Source organism: Caballeronia sp. GAWG1-1, assembly GCF_023631465.1.
GTDB lineage: Bacteria > Pseudomonadota > Gammaproteobacteria > Burkholderiales > Burkholderiaceae > Caballeronia.
This window is the reverse complement of the sequence record NZ_JALQDB010000018.1, coordinates 106,845-128,862: the sequence shown is the minus strand read 5'-3', so window position 1 is coordinate 128,862 and position 22,018 is coordinate 106,845. Positions and strand designations below refer to the sequence as shown.

Genomic DNA, 22,018 nt, shown 5'->3' with positions numbered 1-22,018 from the left:
AAGAGAAGGACCAGCATGCTACTCGCACTCGCGCAATGGCTCCAGAATGACGCCAGCTTCATGCGCGTGTTTACCTACATCACGTTCCGCGCAGTGGGCGCCACGGCGACGGCGCTCCTGATCGGGCTCGTCTGCGGTCCGTGGGTGATCCGCAAACTGACCGCGTTGAAAGTCGGTCAGGCCGTGCGCCGTGACGGCCCGCAATCGCACCTCGTCAAGTCCGGCACGCCGACCATGGGCGGCGTGCTTATCCTCATTGGTATCGCCATTTCGACGCTGTTGTGGGCCGACCTCACCAACCGCTTCGTGTGGATCGTGATGCTCGTGACCTTCGGCTTCGGCGTGATCGGCTGGGTGGATGACTATCGCAAGGTCGTGTACAAGGACCCGCGCGGTATGTCGTCGCGCGAGAAGTATTTCTGGCAGTCGGTCATCGGTCTCTTCGCTGCGGTGTACCTCGCCTTCAGCGTGTCCGAAGCGAACAACGCGCGCGTGTTCGATCTCTTCATGGCGTGGGTGCGCAGCGGTCTTTCCATGGGTCTGCCAGCGCGTGCCGACTTGATGCTGCCGTTCATCAAGGCGATCAGCTATCCGCTCGGCGTATGGGGCTTCATCGCGCTGACGTACTTGGTGATCGTCGGCGCCAGCAACGCGGTGAATCTCACCGACGGCCTCGACGGCCTGGTCATCATGCCCGTGGTGCTGGTGGGCGCGTCGCTTGGCGCGTTCGCTTATGTCATGGGTAGCTCCGTGTATTCGAAGTACCTGCTGTTCCCGCATATTCCCGGCGCGGGCGAATTGCTGATCTTCTGTTCGGCCATGGGAGGCGCCGGTCTCGCCTTCCTCTGGTACAACACGCACCCGGCGCAAGTGTTCATGGGCGATGTCGGCGCGCTCGCGCTCGGCGGCGCGCTCGGCACCATTGCCGTGATCGTGCGTCAGGAGATCGTGCTGTTCATCATGGGTGGCATTTTCGTGGCCGAAACGCTTTCGGTCATGTTGCAAGTCTTCTGGTTCAAGTTCACGAAGCGCCGTTATGGCGAGGGCCGCCGCTTCTTCAAGATGGCGCCGCTGCATCACCATTACGAACTGTCCGGCTGGACCGAGACGCAAGTGGTGGTGCGCTTCTGGATCATCACGTTGATGCTGTGTCTGCTTGGTTTGTCGACGTTGAAGCTGCGGTGATTTTCGTGTCGATGGTGCGACGCTCGAAGGTTTCTTGAATTTTCGTTTCAGGTCAAAGGTAAAGCGATGTTTGGCGAGAAGTTTGTGGATCGGCAAAGTCCGATGGTGCTTGTGCTGGGACTCGGTGAATCGGGTCTCGCGATGGCGCGCTGGTGCGCCAGGCACGGCTGCCGCCTGCGCATCGCCGACACGCGCGAACTGCCGCCCAATCTTTCCGAGCTCGCCATCCATCAGATCGATGCGGACTTCGTCGGCGGCCCGTTCTCGACTGAATTGCTCGATGGCGGTATCGAGATCGTCGCCATCAGCCCGGGACTTTCGCCGCTCGCGCCGGACCTCGCGCCGCTGATCGCTGCTGCTAAAGCACGCGGCATTCCTGTGTGGGGCGAACTCGAATTGTTTGCGCAGGCGCTGGCCAAGCTCGGTATGGACGGCTATCAGCCGAAGGTGATCGCCATCACGGGCACGAACGGCAAAACCACGACGACCGCGCTCACGGGCCTCCTGTGCGAACGCGCGGGCAAGCGCGTGGCGGTCGCGGGCAACATCAGCCCGGCCATGCTCGACAAGCTCACGGAAGCCATCAATCAAACCGCGCTGCCCGACGTCTGGGTGCTCGAACTGTCGAGTTTCCAGCTCGAAACCGCGCACACCTTCGCGCCGGACGCCGCCGCCGTGCTGAACATCACGCAGGATCATCTCGACTGGCACGGCGGTCTCGACGCCTACGCCGCCGCGAAAGGCCGCATTTTCGGCGCGCGCACGACGCGCGTGCTGAACCGCGACGACGCCCGCACCATGGCGCTCGCGAAGAACGTCGCGGCGAATCGCGTGGTGAGCTTCGGTCTGGACGAGCCGGTCAACGTGGGCGACTACGGGCTTTTGCGCGAGAACGGCATGGTCTGGCTCGCGCAAGGCGTGGATCAGGACGCCGCCGACGAACCGGTCAGCTCGCGTCGTCGCAAGCAGGAAGCCGCCGCGCCGAACGTGGTGAGCAAGCGCCTCATGCCCGCCGACGCGCTGCGCATTCGCGGTCTGCATAACGCCGCCAACGCGCTGGCGGCGCTGGCGCTCGCACGTGCGGTCGATCTGCCGCTCGCCGCCTTGCTGCACGGCTTGCGCGAATATCACGGCGAGCCGCATCGCGTCGAAGTGATCGCGCAGATCGAAGGCGTCGATTACGTCGATGACAGCAAGGGCACCAACGTCGGCGCCACGGTCGCCGCGCTCGACGGTCTCGCGCAACGCATCGTGCTGATCGCGGGCGGTGACGGCAAGGGCCAGGATTTCTCGCCGCTCGAAGCACCGGTCGCACGCTGGGCGCGCGCCGTCATGCTGATCGGCCGCGACGCGCCGCGCATTCGCGAAACGCTCGAAGCCACCGGCGTCGCGCTCGAAGATCACGCCACGCTCGAAGCCGCGACGCAATCCGCCGCGCGCCTCGCGCAACCGGGCGATGCCGTCCTGCTCTCGCCCGCCTGCGCGAGCCTCGACATGTTCAAAAACTATGCACATCGCGCCGACGTATTTCGCGGCGCGGTCGAAGAAATTGCCGCCGCGCGGGGAGTCATGCTATGAGCTGGTCGGAACGCTTTGGATCGAAATTGACTGGCCAGCGCAACGCGGTTCCGCAGGATTCGCTTGCGGGTCGCGCGGGCGCTTCGGTGCGCGTCGGACGTCCCGAAACCGCGGGCGGCATTTCGAGCGCGGTCAACGGCGTGCGTCCGGCGCGCTCGCGCATGCTCGACTACGACTACTCGCTTTTGTGGGTGATGATCTCGCTGCTCGGCCTTGGCATCGTGATGGTGTATTCGGCTTCGATCGCCATGCCCGATTCGCCGAAGTACGCGCAGTATCGCGACTATCACTTCCTCGTGCGCCATCTGATCTCGATAGCAACGGCGCTCGTCGGCGCGGTCATCGCGTTCAAGATTCCCATCAAGACCTGGGACAAGTACGCGCCGAAGCTCTTTCTCGTGGCGCTCGTGCTGCTCGTCATCGTGCTGGTGCCGCATGTGGGCAAGGGCGTGAACGGCGCGCGCCGCTGGATTCCGCTTGGCATCACGAACATGCAGCCGTCGGAAATCATGAAGCTCGCGGTGACCATCTACGCCGCGAACTACACCGTGCGCAAGCAAGAGTTCATGCACAGCTTCGGCAAGGGCTTTTTGCCGATGGCGGTCGCGGTCGGCGCAGTCGGCGCGCTCTTGCTGCTCGAACCGGACATGGGCGCGTTCATGGTGATCGCGGCTATCGCCATGGGCGTGCTGTTCCTCGGCGGCGTCAACGGCAAGCTGTTCGGCGGCCTGGTGGCGACGGCGGTCGGCACCTTCACCTTGCTCGTGTGGGCATCGCCTTGGCGTCGTGAGCGAATCTTCGCTTACCTCGATCCGTGGGACGACCGTTACGCGCAAGGCAAGGCTTATCAGCTCACGCACTCGCTCATCGCATTCGGACGCGGCGAATGGTTCGGCGTGGGCCTCGGCGGCAGCGTCGAGAAGCTCAACTATCTGCCGGAAGCGCATACCGACTTCATCCTCGCGGTGATCGGTGAAGAGCTCGGCTTCGTCGGCGTGATCTGCGTGATCCTGTTGTTTTACTGGATCGTGCGCCGCGCATTCGAGATCGGCCGTCAGGCACTCGCACTCGATCGCACCTTCGCCGGTCTGATGGCCAAGGGCGTGGGCATCTGGTTCGGCGCGCAGACCTTCATCAACATGGGCGTGAATCTCGGTCTTCTGCCGACCAAGGGTCTCACGTTGCCGCTCGTAAGCTACGGCGGCTCGGGCATTCTTTTGAACTGCGTCGCGCTCGCGGTACTGCTGCGGGTCGATTATGAAAACCGGGTGCTGATGCGCGGAGGCAAGGTATGACCGTGCAAGGCTCATCCACTGCGAACGCACGCACGCTGATGGTCATGGCGGGCGGCACCGGGGGCCACGTGTTCCCCGGTCTCGCGGTCGCGCACTGGATGCAGGCACAGGGCTGGCGCGTGGTGTGGCTCGGCAATGCGAGCGGCATGGAAGCGACGCTCGTCCCGAAGCACGGTATTCCGATGGAGTCCGTGCGCTTCGGCGGCGTGCGCGGCAAGGGCATCAAGACCAAGTTCATGTTGCCCGTGAATCTCTTGCGCGCGTGTTCGCAGAGTCTGCGCGTGCTGCGTCAGGTGAAGCCGGATGTCGTGCTCGGCATGGGCGGCTACATCACGTTCCCGGCGGGCGTGATGACGAGACTCGCCGGCTGCCCGCTCGTGCTGCACGAACAGAATTCCATCGCGGGACTCGCGAACAAGGTGCTCGCGCATCTTGCGAAGCGCGTGCTCGTCGCTTTTCCAAACGCGCTGCCCAATGCCGAATGGACGGGTAATCCCATTCGTGCGGAACTAACGCGCACATTGCCACCTAAAGAACGCTATGCCGCGCGTTCGGGCCGGTTGAACGTGCTCGTGGTCGGCGGCAGTCTCGGCGCGGCTGCGCTCAACGAAACGGTGCCGAAGGCGCTTGCCCTGTTGAGCGACGAAGAACGTCCGCGCATCGTGCATCAGGCAGGCGCGAAGCATATCGAAGCGCTCGAAGCGAATTACGCCGCGGCAGGTTTTTCGCGTGGCGGCGACTTGCGACTTGTGCCGTTCATCGAAGACATGGCAAGCGCTTATGCGGCAGCCGATCTCGTGATCTGCCGTTCAGGCGCGATGACCGTCTCCGAGATCGCGGCGGTCGGCGTAGCGGCGCTGTTCGTGCCGTTCCCGTTCGCCGTCGACGATCACCAGACGACCAACGGCGCGTTCCTCGCCAGGAACGGCGCGGCGGAATTGATACAACAACGCGATTTGTCGGCGGAAAGGCTCGCCGGCTGGTTGCGTATGCAGTCGCGCGAAACGCTCACGGCAATGGCCGAGCGTTCGCGCGCGCTGGCGAAACCGGACGCGACCGAACGGGTCGCGAAGGTTTGCGCCGACGTGGCCGGTGCGCGTACCCACGCGCAAGCTCGAGAGGCACATTAAGTCATGAAACATATCGTCAAACACATTCACTTCGTCGGCATTGGCGGAGTCGGGATGAGCGGCATCGCCGAGGTGCTGCTCAATCTCGGTTATCAGGTCAGCGGTTCGGACCTGTCGAACAACGCAATCACCGAGCGCCTCAAGATGCTCGGCGCGCGCGTGGCTATCGGGCATAACGAACAGAACATTGAAGGCGCGAACGCGGTCGTCGTATCCACGGCCGTGCGGCAAGACAATCCGGAAGTGCTGGCCGCGCGTCATCGTCGCGTGCCTATCGTGCCGCGCGCGGTCATGCTCGCGGAACTCATGCGCCTGAAGCAGGGCATCGCCATTGCCGGCACGCACGGCAAGACCACGACCACGTCGCTCGTCGCAAGTGTGCTGGCGGCAGGCGGACTCGATCCGACTTTCGTCATTGGCGGCCGGCTGATCAGCGCGGGCGCGAATGCGCGGCTCGGCACGGGCGACTTCATCGTCGCGGAAGCGGACGAGTCGGACGCGTCGTTCCTCAACCTCTTTCCCGTGATCGAAGTCATCACGAACATCGACGCCGATCACATGGACACCTACGGCCACGACTTCGCGCGGCTGAAGCAGGCGTTCATCGAATTCACGCATCGCCTGCCGTTCTATGGCATTGCCGTGTTGTGCGTGGACGACCCGAACGTGCGCGAAATCCTGCCGTTCGTGTCGAAGCCGATCATCCGCTACGGTCTCGGCGCCGAAGCGCAAGTGCGCGCGGTGAACGTCGAAGCGCGCGGCGGCCGCATGAAGTTCACGACGCTGCGCGAAGACGCGCCGCCGCTCGATATCGAACTGAATCTGCCGGGCACGCACAACGTGCAGAACGCGCTCGCCGCCATTGCCATTGCGACCGAACTCGAAGTCGCGGATGCCGATATCCAGCGTGCGCTCGCCGAGTTCAACGGCGTGGGCCGACGCTTCCAGCGTTATGGCGAAGTGAAGGCGAACGACAACGAAGGCGCGTACACGCTGATAGACGACTACGGTCATCACCCGGTCGAGATGGCCGCGACCATCGCGGCGGCGCGCGGCGCGTTCCCGGATCGCCGGCTCGTGCTCGCGTTCCAGCCGCATCGTTACACGCGCACGCGCGACTGCTTCGAGGATTTCGTGAAGGTGCTGTCCACCGTCGATGCCCTCGTGCTCACCGATGTCTACGCCGCGGGCGAAGCGCCCATCGTCGCCGCCGACGGCCGTGCGCTCGCGCGCGCCATCCGCGTGGCGGGCAAGGTCGAACCGGTGTTCGTCGAAACCGTGGACGAAGTACCCGATGCCGTGACGACGCTTGCGCGCAACGGCGACGTGGTGATCACCATGGGCGCGGGTTCCATCGGCGGTGTATGCGGGCGGCTCGCGCTGAGCCAGAACTGAACATGAAAGACGCAACCAAAAGCAACGTGAATCAACTCGATCCCAAGGTCTTCGGCAAGGTCGCCGTGCTGCTTGGCGGTAACTCGGCCGAGCGCGAAGTCTCGCTCAACTCGGGACGGCTCGTGCTCGAAGGTTTGCGCGAAGCGGGCATCGACGCGCATCCGTTCGATCCGGCGGAGCGTCCGCTCTCGGACTTGAAGGCGGAAGGTTTCGAGCGCGTGTTTATCGCGCTGCATGGCGGCTATGGAGAGAACGGCCAGTTGCAGGGCGCGCTGGACTTTTACGGCATCCGTTATACGGGCAGCGGCGTGCTCGGTTCGGCGCTCGGCATGGACAAGCTGCGCACCAAGCTCGTGTGGCAGCAGACCGGCATTCCCACGCCGCCGTTCGAGACCGTGTATCGCGGTGAAGACTACGACGCGCGCACGCACGAGATCATTGCGAAGCTCGGCTTGCCGCTTTTCGTGAAGCCGGCGACGGAAGGCTCGAGCGTCGCTGTCATCAAGGTGAAGAGCGCGGAAACGCTCGCGCCCGCGCTCGAAGAAGCCGCGAAGTACGACAAGATCGTGATCGTGGAGAAGAGCATCGAAGGCGGCGGCGAGTTCACGTGCTGTATCGCCGGCAATCTGGATTTACCGGTCATCAAGATCGTGCCGGCGGGCGAGTTTTACGACTATCACGCGAAGTACGTCGCCGACGACACCCAGTACCTGATTCCCTGCGGCCTGACCGAAGCGGAGGAAGCGCGCATGAAGCAACTGACGCAGCGCGCCTTCGACATGCTCGGCTGCACGGACTGGGGCCGCGCCGACTTCATGCTTGACCTCGACGGCAATCCGTACTTTCTCGAAGTCAACACGGCGCCGGGCATGACGGACCACTCGTTGCCGCCGAAAGCGGCGCGCGCGGTCGGCATCAGCTACAAGGATCTGGTTGTGAAGGTGTTGTCGTTGACGCTCGAAGACTAAACATTCGCACAGGACACAAGCAAACGAACCATGTGGAACAACGTTCGCCAAATGAACCTCGCCGCCAGCGCGCTGCACTTGATGCTCGTGCTTATGCTGCTGGCCGCCGCGGGCATCTGGGCGATACAGCGTCCCGAGTTTCGTCTGCGCGGTATCCAGATCGACGGCGACACGGCGCACATCAACACGCCGACGGTGCGCGCGAGCGTGGTGGGGCATCTGAAGGGCAATTTCTTCACGGTCGATCTCGATACGGCCCGCGCCGCGTTCGAGCAGATGCCGTGGGTGCGTCATGCAAGCGTGCGGCGCGTCTGGCCGAATGCGCTCGCAGTGACACTCGAGGAATACAAGCCGCTCGGCACCTGGGGCAACGACCAGTTGGTGAGCGTGGACGGTGAACTCTTCACGGCGAACCAGGGCGAACTCGACGACGACCTGCCCGCGTTCGACGGTCCCGAGGGCACGGCGAAGGAAGTGGTCGCCCGGTATCACGATTTTCAGAAGTGGTTCGCGCCGCTCGACGCGCAGCCGGAGGAAGTGACGCTGTCGCCGCGATTCGCGTGGACGGTCAAGCTCTCGAACGGCACGCAGCTCGAACTGGGCCGCGAGCGCAACGAAGACACATTGCTCGAACGCAGCCGGCGCTTCGTCGCGTCGTGGCCGTCGGTGACGGGGCGTTGGGGCAACGACATCGAATACGCGGATTTGCGTTACCCGAATGGCTTCGCGATACGAGCAGCTGGAATGCGTTTCATCAATGACACCGACAAGGCCAAGAAGTAAGCAGACAAAACGGGCATGAGCACGCTATGAGCAAAGACTACAAAGACCTGCTGGTTTCCCTCGACATTGGAACGTCGAAGGTGGTCGCGATCGTCGCCGAACTGAAAGGCGAGGGCCACTACGAGGTGATCGGACTCGGTCAGAGCGACTCGAAGGGGTTGAAGAAGGGCGTCGTGGTCAACATCGAGGCCACGGTGCAATCCATTCAGCGCGCGCTCGAGGAAGCCGAGCTGATGGCGGATTGCAAGATCACGAATGTCTTCACGGGCATTGCGGGAAGCCATATCCGCAGCTTCAATTCGAGCGGCATGGTGGCGATCAAGGACAAGGAAGTCACGCAGACGGACGTCGCCCGCGTGATCGAAACGGCCAAGGCCATCAACATCCCGACCGATCAGCAGGTGCTGCATATCCTCACGCAGGAATTCATCATCGACGGTCAGGAAGACGTGCGCGAGCCTATCGGCATGAGCGGTATCCGGCTCGAAGTAAAGGTGCATATCGTGACGGGCGCGGTGAGCGCGGCGCAGAACATCGTGAAGTGCGTGCGCCGCTGCGGGCTCGAAGTGAACGACCTCATTCTTCAGCCGCTCGCCTCGTCGCTGGCGGTGTTGACGGAAGACGAGAAGGAACTGGGCGTAGTGCTCGTCGATATCGGCGGCGGCACGACGGACATCGCCATCTTCAGCGAAGGCGCGATCCGTCACACGGCCGTGATTCCCATCGCCGGCGATCAAATCACGAGCGACGTCGCGATGGCGCTGCGCACGCCGACGCCGGACGCGGAAGACATCAAGGTGAGCTACGGCATCGCGAAGCAGGCGCTCGCCGATCCCGACGAGATGATCGAAGTGCCGGGTCTCGGCGAACGCGGTCCGCGCACGCTGTCGCGTCAGGCGCTCGCAGCAGTGGTCGAGCCGCGTGTCGAGGAACTGTTCTCACTGGTGCAGCAGGTCGTGCGCGAATCCGGCTACGAAGAATTGCTGTCGAGCGGCGTCGTCCTGACCGGCGGCGCGGCGATGATGCCCGGCATGGTCGAACTCGGCGAAGACATTTTCCTGAAGCCAGTGCGTATCGGCGTGCCGGAATACGCGGGCGGCCTTGCAGACGTCGTGCGCAATCCGCGCTATTCGACGGCCATGGGTCTGCTTGCCGAAGGACGCTCGCAACGCATGCGCGGCCGCAAGGTCGCGGTACAGAACGGATCGATGGGCCAGGTCTTCACGCGCATGAAAGACTGGTTTCTCGGAAACTTCTGAATCGAATAAGAAACATAAGTAGCACGAAAGAAAAAGCAGCAGACGCTGAATATAATTCGTGCCAGTACCGGCGGCTGGCGCGCGGTGAGGGGTTGCCCGATCTCTCGCCGAATAACGCCGATCTTCATTCTTGACGGAGGCAACATGGATTTCGAAATGCTGGAAACGGAAACCAACGGAACGATCATCAAGGTGGTCGGTGTCGGAGGTGCGGGTGGCAACGCCGTGCAGCACATGATCAACAGAGGTGTACAAGGCGTCGACTTCATCGTGATGAATACCGACGCGCAGGCACTGGCTCGCTCACGCGCGCCGGCGGTTCTGCAATTGGGCATGACCGGTCTCGGTGCGGGCGCCAAGCCGGACAAGGGTAAGGAAGCGGCGGAAGACGCGCGCGAGCGTATCGCCGATGCATTGCGTGGCGCGCACATGGTGTTCATCACCGCGGGCATGGGTGGCGGCACGGGGACGGGCGCGGCGCCGGTGGTCGCGCAGATCGCGAAGGAAATGGGCATTCTGACCGTCGGCGTCGTGAGCAAGCCGTTCGAGTTCGAAGGCGGCCGCCGCATGCGCGTGGCGGAAGCCGGCTCGCAGCAGTTGGAAGATCACGTCGACTCGCTCATCGTCGTGTTGAACGACAAGCTGTTCGACGTGATGGGCGACGACGCCGAAATGGACAAGTGCTTCCAGTGCGCGGATGACGTGCTGAACAACGCTGTCGCGGGCATCGCGGAAATCATCAACGTCGATGGTCTCGTGAACGTCGACTTCGAAGATGTGAAGACCGTGATGGGCGAGCAAGGCAAAGCGATGATGGGCACGGCGACAGTCGCCGGCGTCGATCGCGCACGTCTCGCGGCGGAACAGGCCGTGGCGAGCCCGTTGCTCGAAGGCGTGGACTTGTCGGGTGCGCGCGGCGTGCTCGTGAATATCACGTCGAGCCGTTCGCTGCGTTTGTCGGAAACGCGTGAAGTGATGAATACCATCAAGAGCTACGCGGCCGACGACGCAACCGTGATCTTCGGCGCGGTGTACGACGACGCAATGGGCGACGCCCTGCGCGTGACGGTGGTGGCAACGGGCCTGGGCCGCGCGGCGAAGAAGCAGCAGCAAGCGCCAATGACCCTCCTGCGCACGGGCACCGACAATCAGCCGGTCGCGCATGCGCACGCAACGCACAACACGTATTCGCCGCAGCATGGTCAGCCGACGGATTACGGTCAGCTGGACACGCCGGCAGTGTGGCGTTCGACGCGGGAAACGGCGGCATCGCATGTGCAGGCATTGCAGGAAAAGGGCGTCGACACTTACGACATCCCGGCGTTCCTACGCAAGCAAGCGGACTAAGACGGGCCTCATCGCCGAATCATGGCGACGAGCGAAGCCGTAGCACCCGTTATCACGCGCGCTGAATCGAGAAGCGCGACAATGCAGGCTTCACGTGGGGCGACTGTCCAAGGCCGCGTTCGAGGACGTATCGAATCGGACGCCAGGCCGTGGCCAGGCGCTCTCCACGAATTTGCCACTGTGCAGATGAAGCCGGTGTCGTCGAACTTCGCGATAAAGCGTCAAGCGCGGGACGATGCACTTCGCCGGAATGTGCGGGCACTGACGAGGGAAGGACCGAGCATGATCAAAGTGGGTGAAACGTTGCCGGATGTGCGTCTCTTCGAGTTCATCGAGGAGCCGAGCGAAGGCTGCGCCGTGGGACCGAACGGGTTCTCGGCGCGCGAGCGGACCGCTGGCAAGCGCGTGGTGATCTTCGGATTGCCGGGCGCGTTCACGCCGACGTGTTCCGCCAGACACGTGCCCGGCTACGTCGAGGCGGCGGAGGAGTTTTCCGCTGAGGGTATCGACGAAGTCTGGTGCGTTTCCGTCAACGACGCGTTCGTCATGAACGCGTGGGGACGCGATCTTCAAACCGCGGGCAAGGTGAAGATGATCGCGGACGGCAGTGCGCGTTTTGCCCAGGCACTCGGACTGGATCAGGATTTGACCGAGCGCGGCATGGGAATTCGTTCCCAGCGCTACGCGATGGTGATCGACAATGGCGTGGTCAAGACGCTCAATGTCGAAGCGCCCGGCAAGTTCGAAGTCAGCGACGCTCAAAGCATCCTGGCGACGTTGCGCTGAGTGAAGCGGCGTCGCGTTGTCTCTGTACAACGCCGCAGACGCACTCTCAAACAGCCGCAACTTGGGGCCGATGACCGGAAATGCCTCCATTCCGGCCATCGGCCCGTTCCACTTCATTAAATCTGTCATCGGCAGGTAACACCGGGAAACACTTGAAACCTCCCGGAGCGCGACGACGTGCACTGGATGGAGTATACTTCGGCCTATTAGCTTATATAGTGCGATTAATTCTCTTTATTGGGAATTCATATCGGAAGAAGAAAATCATGTTGAAGCAGCGAACAATCAAGACCGTAGTCAAGACCGTGGGGATCGGGCTCCATTCCGGCCGAAAGGTCGAACTGACGCTCAAGCCCGCACCGGCTGGCACGGGCATCGTGTTCTCGCGTATCGACCTGCCGCAACCGGTCGACATTCCTGCGTCCGCGATGTCCGTCGGCGACACGCGTCTGGCGTCCGTGTTGCAGAAGGACGGCGCGCGCGTTTCCACCGTCGAGCACTTGATGTCGGCATGCGCGGGACTCGGTATCGACAATCTGTATGTCGATGTAACGGCCGAGGAAATCCCGATCATGGACGGCAGCGCGGCTTCGTTCGTGTTTCTGATTCAATCGGCGGGTATCGAAGAGCAGAACGCACCGAAGAAATTCATCAAGGTGACGAAGCCCGTCGAAGTGCGCGACGGCGATAAATTCGCGCGCCTCGACCCGTATTTCGGCTTCAAACTGAGCTTTACCATCAACTTCCGTCACCCGGCCGTCGACAAGACCGGTCAGGCGTTAGAAGTGGATTTCGCAACTACGTCATATGTGCGTGAAATCGCGCGTGCTCGTACGTTCGGCTTTGCGCACGAAGTTGAAATGATGCGCGAACTCGGTCTCGCACGCGGCGGCAGCATGGACAACGCGATCGTGCTCGACGAGTACCGCATCCTGAATAACGACGGCTTGCGCTACGACGACGAATTCGTGAAGCACAAGATGCTGGACGCCATTGGCGACCTGTATGTCGTGGGGCATCCCCTGCTCGCGTCATACAAAGCGTACAAGGGCGGCCACGCCATGAACAACATGCTTTTGCGCGAATTGCTCGCAAACGAAGACGCTTACGAAATGGTCACGTTCGAGGACATTCAGAAGGCGCCGCGCGGTTTCAGTTTCGACACGCAGACGGCATTTGCCTGAGTCACTTCAGGCAGCGAGTTTCAAGCGAATGAGCGGTGCGAAAGCATCGCTCATTTTTTTTTGCCTTTGCCTTGATGACGCGCGGCCATTTTCGCGAGCGCTTCCTGCAGCGGCGAAGGCGCGAGCATCTCGGCAAGCTCGTGCAGCGCCGATGCACCCGCCGCCGACATCCGCGCTTGCTTGGGCGGCACCGCGTCCTGCATCGATTGCGGACGCACGCGCACTCTCAGCGAGTTGACCGCCCAGCCGCGTTGCTGCAAATCGGCGAGCAAAGTGGGCTCGATATGGCGCAGCCGCGCCGCGAGCGCGTTATGCGCGGCGAAAAGCGCTAGCACGCCATCCTTGATGAAACCGGGCTCGACATTGGCCGCGAGATAATCCGGCAGGAGCGTGCTCAGATCGCGCTGCAGCGCCGCCACTTGCTCGACGCCCGCCCGCAATGCGCGAAAGGCATCGGTGCGATCGAGGACATCGGCCAGCGCCTGCGGCTTGCGCGGATCGAACCGCTGCGGTCCAGATCTTGAATTTGTAGAAAAACGGCTCATTTTTGGCTTGAGAACGCCCGACGCAATGGTTCGATTGTAACGCGCGCCCGCGCGCTTCCCCGACGCGCAAGCCTTATTCGGCAACCGCGCCGGAACAAACTTTCAAACGGTTGACTGTCGCGTTCCCCCGACGCGCGCGAGCCCACGCGGACGTAAGGTCTGCCAAACTCGCGTGCTAAAATTCCCGATTCGATTTCACCCAATGGACTTAAGTCGCCGGGGTTCTCCGAACTCGGACGCAGCAAGCAACATGCGCCCATCCGAAGCCGCGACGCAGACACTGATCCGATGACCACCGGTTTCCTTCAGAAGATTTTTGGCAGCCGCAATCAGCGGCTGGTCAAGCAGTACCAAAAGACCGTTGTGGCGATCAACGCCCTCGAGCCGACCGTCGAGAAATACACGGACGATCAGCTACGCGCGAAGACGGACGAGTTCCGCCAGCGCGTCGCGAGCGGCGAATCGCTCGACGTGCTTCTGCCCGAGGCATTCGCGGTCTGTCGCGAAGCGAGTCGGCGCGTCCTGAAAATGCGCCACTTCGACGTCCAGTTGATCGGCGGCATGGTGCTGCATTACGGCAAGATCGCGGAAATGCGCACGGGCGAAGGCAAGACGCTCGTCGCCACACTCGCCGCGTATCTGAACGCGCTGTCGGGCCGCGGCGTGCACGTCGTGACGGTGAACGACTACCTCGCGCAACGCGACGCCGAATGGATGGCGCGTCTCTACAACTTCCTGGGTCTTTCGTGCGGCGTGAATCTGTCGCAAATGGAACACGGCCAGAAGCAGGAAGCCTACGCGGCGGACATCACTTACGGCACGAACAACGAATTCGGCTTCGACTATCTGCGCGACAACATGGTCTACGAGACCAACGCGCGCGTGCAGCGGCCGCTCAACTTCGCCATCGTCGATGAAGTGGATTCGATCCTCATCGACGAAGCGCGTACGCCGCTCATCATTTCCGGTCAGGCCGAAGATCACACCGACCTCTACGTGCGCATGAATGCGCTCCCGCCGCTGCTCGAACAGCAGATCGGCGAGGAGAAGGCGGACGGCACGGGCGTCGAAAAGCCGGGCGACTACACGCTCGACGAGAAAGCGCGTCAAGTGTTCCTCACCGAATCGGGCCATGAAAAGGCGGAGCGTCTGCTTGCCGAATGGGGTTTGATCGGCGAGGGCGAAAGTCTCTACGCGCCGCAGAACATCACCTTGATGCACCACGTGTACGCCGCTTTGCGCGCGCACACGCTGTTCTTCCGCGATCAGCACTATGTCGTGCAGGGCAGCGAGGTCGTTATTGTCGACGAATTCACGGGCCGCATGATGACGGGCCGCCGCTGGTCGGACGGTCTGCATCAGGCAGTGGAAGCCAAGGAGCACGTGCAGATCCAGAGCGAAAACCAGACGCTCGCTTCCATCACGCTGCAAAACTATTTCCGCATGTATTCCAAGCTGTCCGGCATGACCGGCACGGCTGACACGGAAGCCTACGAGTTCCAGGAAATCTACGGTCTGGAAACGGTCGTGATCCCGACCAACCGGGCGCCGAAGCGTGTCGACAAGCAGGATCAGATCTACAAGACATCGAAGGAACGTTACGACGCCGTCATCCGCGACATTCGCGAGTGCGTCGAACGCGGTCAGCCAACGCTCGTCGGCACGACGTCCATCGAAGCGTCGGAATTGCTCTCCGGCTTGCTCACTCAGGCAGGCATTCGCCACGAAGTGCTGAACGCGAAGCAGCACGCGCGCGAAGCGGCCATCGTCGCGGAAGCGGGGCGTCCGAGCGCCGTGACCATTGCGACCAACATGGCCGGTCGCGGCACGGACATCGTGCTTGGCGGCAATGTCGAGAAGCAGGCTTCGTTCATCGAGGCGGATCTTTCGATTGCCGAAGGCGAAAAGGCCCGGCTGATTCAGAAGCTGCACGACGAATGGCAGATGCTGCATGACACCGTGAAGGAAGCGGGCGGCCTGCATATCATCGGGACCGAGCGGCATGAATCGCGCCGTATCGACAACCAGTTGCGCGGCCGCGCGGGCCGTCAGGGCGATCCGGGTTCGTCGCGCTTCTATCTTTCGCTGGATGATCCGCTTCTGCGCATTTTCGCGGGCGACCGCGTGCGCGCGATCATGGACCGCCTGAAGATGCCGGAAGGCGAGCCGATCGAAGCGGGCATGGTCACGCGGTCGATCGAAGGGGCGCAGCGCAAGGTGGAAGCGCGCAACTTCGACATCCGGAAGCAACTGCTCGAATACGACGACGTCTCCAACGATCAGCGCAAGGTGATCTATCAGCAGCGCAACGAGTTGCTGGAAGCGACGGACGTGCAGGAAACCATCGCGGCCATGCGTCAGAGCGTGATCGGCGACCTGGTGCGCAACTTCGTGCCGGCGGGCAGTATCGAGGAACAGTGGGACGCGCCCGAGCTCGAAGAAGTGCTGCGCAATGACTGGTCGCTCGATCTCGCCGTGCAGGAGATGATCAACGAGTCGAACTCCATCGACGCCGAGGAAATCAACGAAGCCGTGCTCGCCGCCGCCGACGAAGCGTACGAGGCGAAGGTCGCCATGGTCGGCCGCGATTCATTCAGCGCGTTCGAACGCTCGATCATGCTGCAGACGCTCGACAGCCGCTGGCGCGAACATCTGGCCGCGCTCGATCATCTGCGTCAGGGCATCCATCTGCGCGGCTATGCGCAGAAGAACCCGAAGCAGGAATACAAGCGCGAGGCGTTCGAACTCTTCGCGGCCATGCTCGACGAGGTCAAGCAGGAAGTCACGCGCGTCGTGATGAACGTGCAGATCCAGTCGCCGGAGCAGCTCGAAGAAGCCGCCGAACAGTACGAAGAGCGCGGCAGCCATCTGGAGAACGTGTCGTTCACGCACGCGGACTTCAACGCGCCGGCGGCAGCGCCCGCGCCCGCCGCGGTGGCGGCATCCGCCGCCGCGCAGATGGTCAATCAGGCTATGTCCGCAGGCGACGACGTCAGCGTCGTCACACGTTCAGCCGACGATCTGCCGAAGGTCGGCCGCAACGACCCGTGCCCGTGCGGCAGCGGGAAGAAGTACAAAAACTGTCACGGCAAGCTGGCTTAATAGGCTGCTCAGACGAAACGGACCAAGCGACGCAGCAATGCGTCGTTTGTCCATCTGGCGCTTTCGCGCGCGTTTCACGGCGTCGCTCCGCTCCCGGCGCGCGTCAGTCCTTCATCCTGTGCCGGCCTGGTCTTCTCACCGGCACGCGTCACCTACAGCTGAGTCGCGAACATGGCCGTCAATTTCCCCTCGATCGATCCCGCAGCGCTTCATCCCGTCGCCGGCGTCACGCTAGGCTGGGCCGAGGCGAACATTCGCAAGCCCAACCGCAAGGACGTGCTGGTCATTCGCGTCGATGAAGGCGCGACCGTGGCGGGTGTGTTCACGCAAAATCGTTTTTGCGCCGCGCCGGTAATCGTCTGCCGCGAGCATCTCGAAGCCGTTCGCGCGGGCGGCAAGGGCATTCGCGCGCTCGTCATCAACACGGGCAACGCGAATGCGGGCACCGGCGAGCCGGGCCTCGTGATCGCTCGCGAGACTTGCGCGGAGCTTGCGCGCCTCGCGAACCTCGACGCGCAGCAGATCCTGCCGTTCTCCACGGGCGTGATTCTCGAGCCGCTACCGCTCGATCGTCTGAAAGCGGGCTTGCCTGCCGCGCTGGCCAATCAGCAGGCCGCGCACTGGTTCGAAGCCGCGCAGTCCATCATGACCACGGACACGCTGCCGAAAGCCACGTCGCGTCAGGTGCGGATCGACGACCACACGGTGACCTTTTCGGGCATCAGCAAGGGCGCGGGCATGATCAAGCCGAACATGGCCACCATGCTCGGTTTCCTCGCCTTCGATGCCAACGTCGCGCAACCCGTGCTCGACGAACTGGTGAGGCACGTTGCGGATCGCTCGTTCAACTGCATCACCATCGACGGCGATACCTCGACCAACGATTCATTCATCCTGATCGCGTCGGGCAAATCGAGCCTGCCGGCAATCACTTCGACGGATTCACCCGCTTACGCTGCTTTGCGCGATGCAGTCACTGCCGTCGCACAAGAACTGGCGCAGCTCATCGTGCGCGATGGCGAAGGCGCGACCAAGTTCATGACGATCACCGTCGAAGGCGGCAAGGACGTCGCGGAATGCCGCCAGATTGCTTATGCAATCGGCCATTCACCGCTCGTGAAGACCGCGTTCTATGCGTCGGACCCTAATCTCGGGCGTATTCTCGCGGCAATCGGCTATGCGGGCGTGGCGGACCTCGACGTCGGCAAGGTCGATCTTTACCTCGACGACGTGCTCGTCGCGAAAGCGGGCGGGCGTAACCCCGAGTATCGCGAGGAAGACGGCCAGCGCGTGATGAAAAAGAGCGAGATCGCGATTCGCGTGCTGCTCGGCCGTGGCGACGCACAAGCCACCGTTTGGACCTGTGACCTTTCGCACGATTACGTGAGCATCAACGCCGACTATCGCTCCTGATCCGGCGCGCCCAAGAAAAAGACACCATGGACAAGCTCGAACAATTCCTCACGCGTGCCGAAGCGGTGCTGGCGCGCATCGAAGGCATGTTGCCGCCCGCGGCGCCGGAAATCGACTGGGAATCCGCAGTGGCGTTTCGCTGGCGCAAGCGCCAGGGGCGCGGCTATCTGCAGCCGGTGACGGCTGTTTCGCAGATTGCGCTGGATGATCTCCAGAACATCGACCGTCAGAAAGGCCTGATCGAACAGAATACGCGTCAGTTCGTGCAGAAGCTGCCCGCCAACAATGTGTTGCTGACGGGCGCGCGCGGCACGGGTAAATCGTCGCTCATCAAGGCTTGCCTGAACGCGTATTCGAAAGACGGCCTGCGTCTGATCGAAGTCGACAAAGACGATTTGCACGACCTTGGCGATATCGTCGATCTCATTTCAACGCGACCGGAACGCTTCATCGTGTTCTGCGACGATCTTTCCTTCGAGGAAGGCGAGTCTGGCTACAAGGCGCTCAAAGTCGCGCTCGACGGCTCGGTTGCCGCGCAGTCTGACAACGTGCTCATTTACGCGACGTCGAATCGCCGTCACTTGATGCCCGAGTACATGAGCGAAAACGAGACGTACAAGCACACGTCCGATGGCGAGATTCATCCGGGCGAAGTCGTCGAAGAGAAGATTTCGCTGTCGGAGCGTTTCGGGCTGTGGGTGAGCTTCTATCCATTCAAGCAGGACGATTATCTGGCGATCGTCGGCCATTGGCTGAAGCATTTCGGCGTCGATGAAGCCGAGATTGCCGGCGCTCGTGGCGATGCGCTCGTCTGGGCGCTCGAGCGCGGTTCGCGTTCGGGCCGTGTTGCATGGCAGTTCGCGCGCGACTGGTCGGGACGCAAGCAATGACGGACATGACCGACGCCAGGCACGAGAACGAGGCGACCATCGATCTTGCGCCCGATGGCCGCAAGGTGACGAAAGTGGCCGTCGGCGTCATGGTTCAGCCGGACGGGCGCTATCTGCTTGCGCAGCGTCCGCCGGGCAAGCCATACGAAGGTTACTGGGAATTTCCGGGCGGCAAGCTGGAAAGAGGAGAGGGCGTCGAGGCTGCGCTTGGCCGGGAGTTGCATGAAGAGCTGGGTATCGACGTGGTCGCCTGTGAACTTTGGCGCACGCTCGAACACGATTATCCGCATGCCTACGTGCGGCTGTTTTTCTGCAAAGTGACGGAGTGGAAGGGCGAGCCGCTCGGGCGCGAAGGGCAGGCTATCTCTTGGCAGACTCTGCCGGTGGACGTGGCGCCGCTGCTGCCTGCAGCCATTCCCATTCTGGAATGGCTCGCCGAAGAAGCTTAGTTCAGGCTGCCGCGCGTGTCGTCGTCAGGCGGCGTTTCCTGGGCGTTGCCTCCGATCTTGTACTTTTCGGTGGCCCAGGCGCCCAGATCGATCTGCTTGCAACGCTCAGAGCAGAAAGGACGAAAACGGTTTTCCGGTACCCAGCGAACTTCCTTGGCGCAGGTCGGGCATTTGACGACAGTGGTCATGACGATGAGACGTAACGAATGGAGCGGGCTTCGATCTATCCTCGATACGAAACGGAAATGCTCGGGTTCAAAGGCTGCAAAGCGTCAGATGAAAGGGCACGTCGACATCGACGGCGCGCGGCTTGAGATCGCCGTCCTGCACGGTGAAACGCACCCACAGCATGTACTTGTTTGCGCTTGCTTCGGGAATCACGCGAACTTCTTGCGACACCCGCACCTGCATTAGTTGATACGTTCTGCCGGACAACATCTGCTGATAGCTGCCCTGCATGGCCATGACTTTAGACGCCTGGCCGGATTCGCGCGCAAGCCGCAATACGATGGCGGCGGCGTCGCGCAAAGCGAGCATGGGCATGACCCATTTGGCGATGTCCTGCCGGCGCTCTTCCACCGGCAACTGCTGCCACGCGTAATACGAGGGCAAATCGAATTTGCACGTACCGCCGGGAATGATCGTACGACTACGAATACTTGCGAGCCACTCGTTGTCCGCAAGATGCTGGCCGGTCTTGCCGTGCATGTCCGCAAGGCCCGCGAGCGTCTGTTCGATCTCGCCCAGCACCGCTTCCAGCGCTTCTTGTTCGATCCCGGGATTGCCGCGAAAGGGCGCGAGCGTCTGGCGCTGGCGCTCCAGTTCCTTCATGAGATCGGCTTTGAGGTCCGTACGGCCCGCGACTTCGGCGATCTCGAAGAGCGTGATCAACGCGACATGATGCTCCCGCGGATCTTCCTGAGTCAGAAAGAACGTGAAGCGCTCGAACAGGTCTTCGAGACGCAACAGCGTCCGGATTCGCTCGTTGAAGGGATACTCGTAAAGGATCAAGCGCTCGCCTCGGCGTAGGTCGGTTGCTTCCCCGGCAGGGAAGTCAGGACATTCTAATGCTGCATCCCTACCCTAGCAAATCGCGCCACATTTAGGTCGATTTCGAAGCATTTCGATAATTTCGCCCATGCCGGCCGCAACGAACGCTCATTCGGACGCCAGCGCGAGATAGCGGGCGTGCAAGGTGTCGACATGACGGGCGAGCGTGTCCAGCGTGGATGTTTCATCGTTTATGACGATATCGTCCGCTGCTTCGAGGCGTGCTTTCCGCGTTGCCTGCTTCGCAATGATCGCAAGCACTTGTTCGCGCGCAAAGCCATTACGCCGCATGACGCGCGCGATCTGCGTTTCCACCGGGCAATCGACCACCAGCACGCGTGACACTCGCGTCTTCCAGTTGCCCGATTCCACCAGAAGCGGTACGACGACGATGTGATACGCGCCCGTTGCAGCCTGCCGCTGACGCTCGGTCTCCGCGCGAATCAGCGGATGCACGATGCCTTCGAGCCGGGCCTTCGCGGTATCGTCGGAGAAGACGAGCGTGCGCATTTTCGTGCGGTCGAGCGAGCCGTCGGTTGCAACGAACTCTCGGCCAAACTCATTCGCGATAAGCGGCATCGCGACGCCGCCCGGCGCTGTCACCTGATGCGCGATGAGATCGGTATCGACTAGCGGCACGCCGCGCGCCGCGAAAAGATCAGCGACCGTGCTTTTGCCGCTGCCGATGCCGCCCGTCAGACCGATGCTGAACATCCGTGGCTCCTTGTCGTCATCCGAACAAAGCATAAAGCGGCGTACCGATAAAAAGCGTGATCGCGCCGCCCGCCGCGAGGAACGGCCCGAACGGCAGCGGTTCTTCGAAGCGCATGCGCCCGCGCCACGTCGCCACGATGCCGAAGGCCGCGCCCGCGACCGCCGAGATCAGCACGACCTGCGCAAGCGCTTCCCAGCCGAGCCACGCGCCGATAGCCGCGAGTAGCTTGAAGTCACCATAGCCCATGCCTTCGACGCCGCGCGCGAGTTTGAAGAGCCAGTAGACGCACCACAGGAAAAGGTAGCCCGCGATGGCGCCGGTCACGGCATCGTGCAGGGTCGCAAACCCGCCCGCGCCGAAATTGACGATGAGCCCGGCCCAAAGCAGAGGCAGCGTCAGCACATCGGGCAAATAGCGCGTGTCGTAATCGATGAGACTGGCCGCCAAGAGCGTCGCGCACAGCCCGAACGCGGCGAACGCGGGCCAGTCCGGTCCGAACGCGTAGAGCGAAAGCGCGGCGAACGTGGCCGTCGTCAGTTCGATCAGCGGATAACGCGGGCTTACGCGCGCGCCGCATGACGCGCATCTTCCACGCAGAGCGAGATAGCTGACGACGGGAATGTTTTCCCACGCGCGCAGGACGTGACCGCAATGAGGGCACGCACTGCGCGGCACGGCAAGGTTGAAGCGTTCTGGGTAGGAATCGCCTTCGGGCTGCGGAGCATTTGGAAGCGCTGCATCGACTTCGGCGCGCCAGGCGCGTTCGAGCATGACCGGCAAGCGGTGCACGACGACGGTGAGAAAGCTGCCGATCACGAGGCCGAACACGATGGCGAAGCCGTACTGAACGGCGTACGGAAGCGCGGCAAAAGCCGCGAAATAGCGGCTGGCGTAATGAACGGCGGATGGATCGAACAAAGGCTGCATGTTAGTGAAACGATGGC

The 22,018-nt window shown here is 62.3% G+C and carries 20 protein-coding genes; 15 read left to right on the top strand and 5 right to left on the bottom strand.

Features of this window, described 5'->3' with window-relative positions; all coding sequences use genetic code 11:
• Positions 1-15 precede the first annotated feature (15 nt).
• The 11 genes from mraY to lpxC all read left to right on the top strand — a co-directional run bounded on the left by mraY (position 16) and on the right by lpxC (position 12,910).
• Positions 16-1,185, top strand: coding sequence for a phospho-N-acetylmuramoyl-pentapeptide-transferase (mraY, locus tag NCT03_RS12130; RefSeq protein ID WP_250465716.1), 1,170 nt, complete (start codon positions 16-18; stop codon positions 1,183-1,185).
• 66 nt (positions 1,186-1,251) lie between these two features.
• Positions 1,252-2,763 (top strand): UDP-N-acetylmuramoyl-L-alanine--D-glutamate ligase, encoded by a 1,512-nt coding sequence (murD, locus tag NCT03_RS12125; RefSeq protein ID WP_250465714.1) that lies wholly within the window; start codon positions 1,252-1,254, stop codon positions 2,761-2,763.
• Complete coding sequence (gene ftsW, locus NCT03_RS12120) at positions 2,760-4,058, top strand: putative lipid II flippase FtsW (RefSeq protein WP_244826303.1); 1,299 nt, start codon at positions 2,760-2,762, stop codon at positions 4,056-4,058. The genes murD and ftsW overlap by 4 nt, the downstream gene beginning before the upstream one ends.
• Entirely contained in the window at positions 4,055-5,188 is a 1,134-nt protein-coding gene (gene murG / locus NCT03_RS12115; RefSeq protein ID WP_250465713.1) for an undecaprenyldiphospho-muramoylpentapeptide beta-N-acetylglucosaminyltransferase, read from the top strand. Before ftsW ends, murG begins: the two co-directional genes overlap by 4 nt.
• 3 nt (positions 5,189-5,191) lie before the next feature.
• Positions 5,192-6,583 carry a UDP-N-acetylmuramate--L-alanine ligase gene (gene murC, locus NCT03_RS12110; protein WP_250492736.1) on the top strand — a complete coding sequence of 464 codons (1,392 nt, stop codon included), beginning with the start codon at positions 5,192-5,194 and terminating at the stop codon, positions 6,581-6,583.
• A gap of 26 nt (positions 6,584-6,609) precedes the next feature.
• Complete coding sequence (locus NCT03_RS12105) at positions 6,610-7,551, top strand: D-alanine--D-alanine ligase (protein WP_244828120.1); 942 nt, start codon at positions 6,610-6,612, stop codon at positions 7,549-7,551.
• 30 nt (positions 7,552-7,581) lie between these two features.
• Positions 7,582-8,334 (top strand): cell division protein FtsQ/DivIB, encoded by a 753-nt coding sequence (locus NCT03_RS12100; protein ID WP_244826300.1) that lies wholly within the window; start codon positions 7,582-7,584, stop codon positions 8,332-8,334.
• 26 nt (positions 8,335-8,360) lie between these two features.
• On the top strand, positions 8,361-9,593 hold the full coding sequence (ftsA, locus tag NCT03_RS12095; protein WP_244826299.1) for a cell division protein FtsA: 1,233 nt from the start codon (positions 8,361-8,363) through the stop codon (positions 9,591-9,593).
• Between the two features lie 144 nt (positions 9,594-9,737).
• On the top strand, positions 9,738-10,940 hold the full coding sequence (ftsZ, locus tag NCT03_RS12090; RefSeq protein WP_244826298.1) for a cell division protein FtsZ: 1,203 nt from the start codon (positions 9,738-9,740) through the stop codon (positions 10,938-10,940).
• Between the two features lie 282 nt (positions 10,941-11,222).
• Complete coding sequence (locus NCT03_RS12085; protein ID WP_244826297.1) at positions 11,223-11,726, top strand: peroxiredoxin; 504 nt, start codon at positions 11,223-11,225, stop codon at positions 11,724-11,726.
• Between the two features lie 266 nt (positions 11,727-11,992).
• Entirely contained in the window at positions 11,993-12,910 is a 918-nt protein-coding gene (gene lpxC / locus NCT03_RS12080; RefSeq protein ID WP_250492735.1) for a UDP-3-O-acyl-N-acetylglucosamine deacetylase, read from the top strand.
• 50 nt (positions 12,911-12,960) lie between these two features.
• Here the strand turns inward: lpxC and NCT03_RS12075 are convergent, their stop codons facing one another.
• Positions 12,961-13,455 (bottom strand): DciA family protein, encoded by a 495-nt coding sequence (locus tag NCT03_RS12075; RefSeq protein ID WP_250465709.1) that lies wholly within the window; start codon positions 13,453-13,455, stop codon positions 12,961-12,963.
• 288 nt (positions 13,456-13,743) lie between these two features.
• Here NCT03_RS12075 and secA point away from each other — a divergent pair, with 288 nt between their 5' ends.
• The 4 genes from secA (at position 13,744) to NCT03_RS12050 (ending at position 19,309) form a co-directional block, all read left to right on the top strand.
• Positions 13,744-16,557, top strand: a complete 2,814-nt coding sequence (gene secA, locus NCT03_RS12070) for a preprotein translocase subunit SecA (protein WP_250465707.1) — start codon at positions 13,744-13,746, stop codon at positions 16,555-16,557.
• A 171-nt stretch (positions 16,558-16,728) separates the two neighbouring features.
• Entirely contained in the window at positions 16,729-17,970 is a 1,242-nt protein-coding gene (gene argJ, locus NCT03_RS12060) for a bifunctional glutamate N-acetyltransferase/amino-acid acetyltransferase ArgJ (protein ID WP_284503181.1), read from the top strand.
• 26 nt (positions 17,971-17,996) lie between these two features.
• Positions 17,997-18,860 (top strand): ATP-binding protein, encoded by an 864-nt coding sequence (locus tag NCT03_RS12055; protein ID WP_244826292.1) that lies wholly within the window; start codon positions 17,997-17,999, stop codon positions 18,858-18,860.
• Between the two features lie 5 nt (positions 18,861-18,865).
• The gene (locus tag NCT03_RS12050; RefSeq protein WP_250465704.1) at positions 18,866-19,309 is read left to right on the top strand and encodes an NUDIX domain-containing protein; all 444 of its coding nucleotides are present in this window, start codon (positions 18,866-18,868) and stop codon (positions 19,307-19,309) included.
• Here NCT03_RS12050 and NCT03_RS12045 read toward each other — a convergent pair.
• The 4 genes from NCT03_RS12045 to NCT03_RS12030 form a co-directional block, all read right to left on the bottom strand.
• On the bottom strand, positions 19,306-19,497 hold the full coding sequence (locus NCT03_RS12045) for a DNA gyrase inhibitor YacG (RefSeq protein ID WP_244826290.1): 192 nt from the start codon (positions 19,495-19,497) through the stop codon (positions 19,306-19,308). The genes NCT03_RS12050 and NCT03_RS12045 overlap by 4 nt on opposite strands.
• Positions 19,498-19,564: 67 nt before the next feature.
• Positions 19,565-20,320, bottom strand: coding sequence for a cell division protein ZapD (zapD, locus tag NCT03_RS12040; RefSeq protein WP_244826289.1), 756 nt, complete (start codon positions 20,318-20,320; stop codon positions 19,565-19,567).
• Between the two features lie 147 nt (positions 20,321-20,467).
• Entirely contained in the window at positions 20,468-21,073 is a 606-nt protein-coding gene (coaE, locus tag NCT03_RS12035; RefSeq protein ID WP_250465701.1) for a dephospho-CoA kinase, read from the bottom strand.
• A 16-nt stretch (positions 21,074-21,089) separates the two neighbouring features.
• Positions 21,090-22,001 (bottom strand): prepilin peptidase, encoded by a 912-nt coding sequence (locus tag NCT03_RS12030; RefSeq protein WP_250465699.1) that lies wholly within the window; start codon positions 21,999-22,001, stop codon positions 21,090-21,092.
• Positions 22,002-22,018 lie beyond the last annotated feature (17 nt).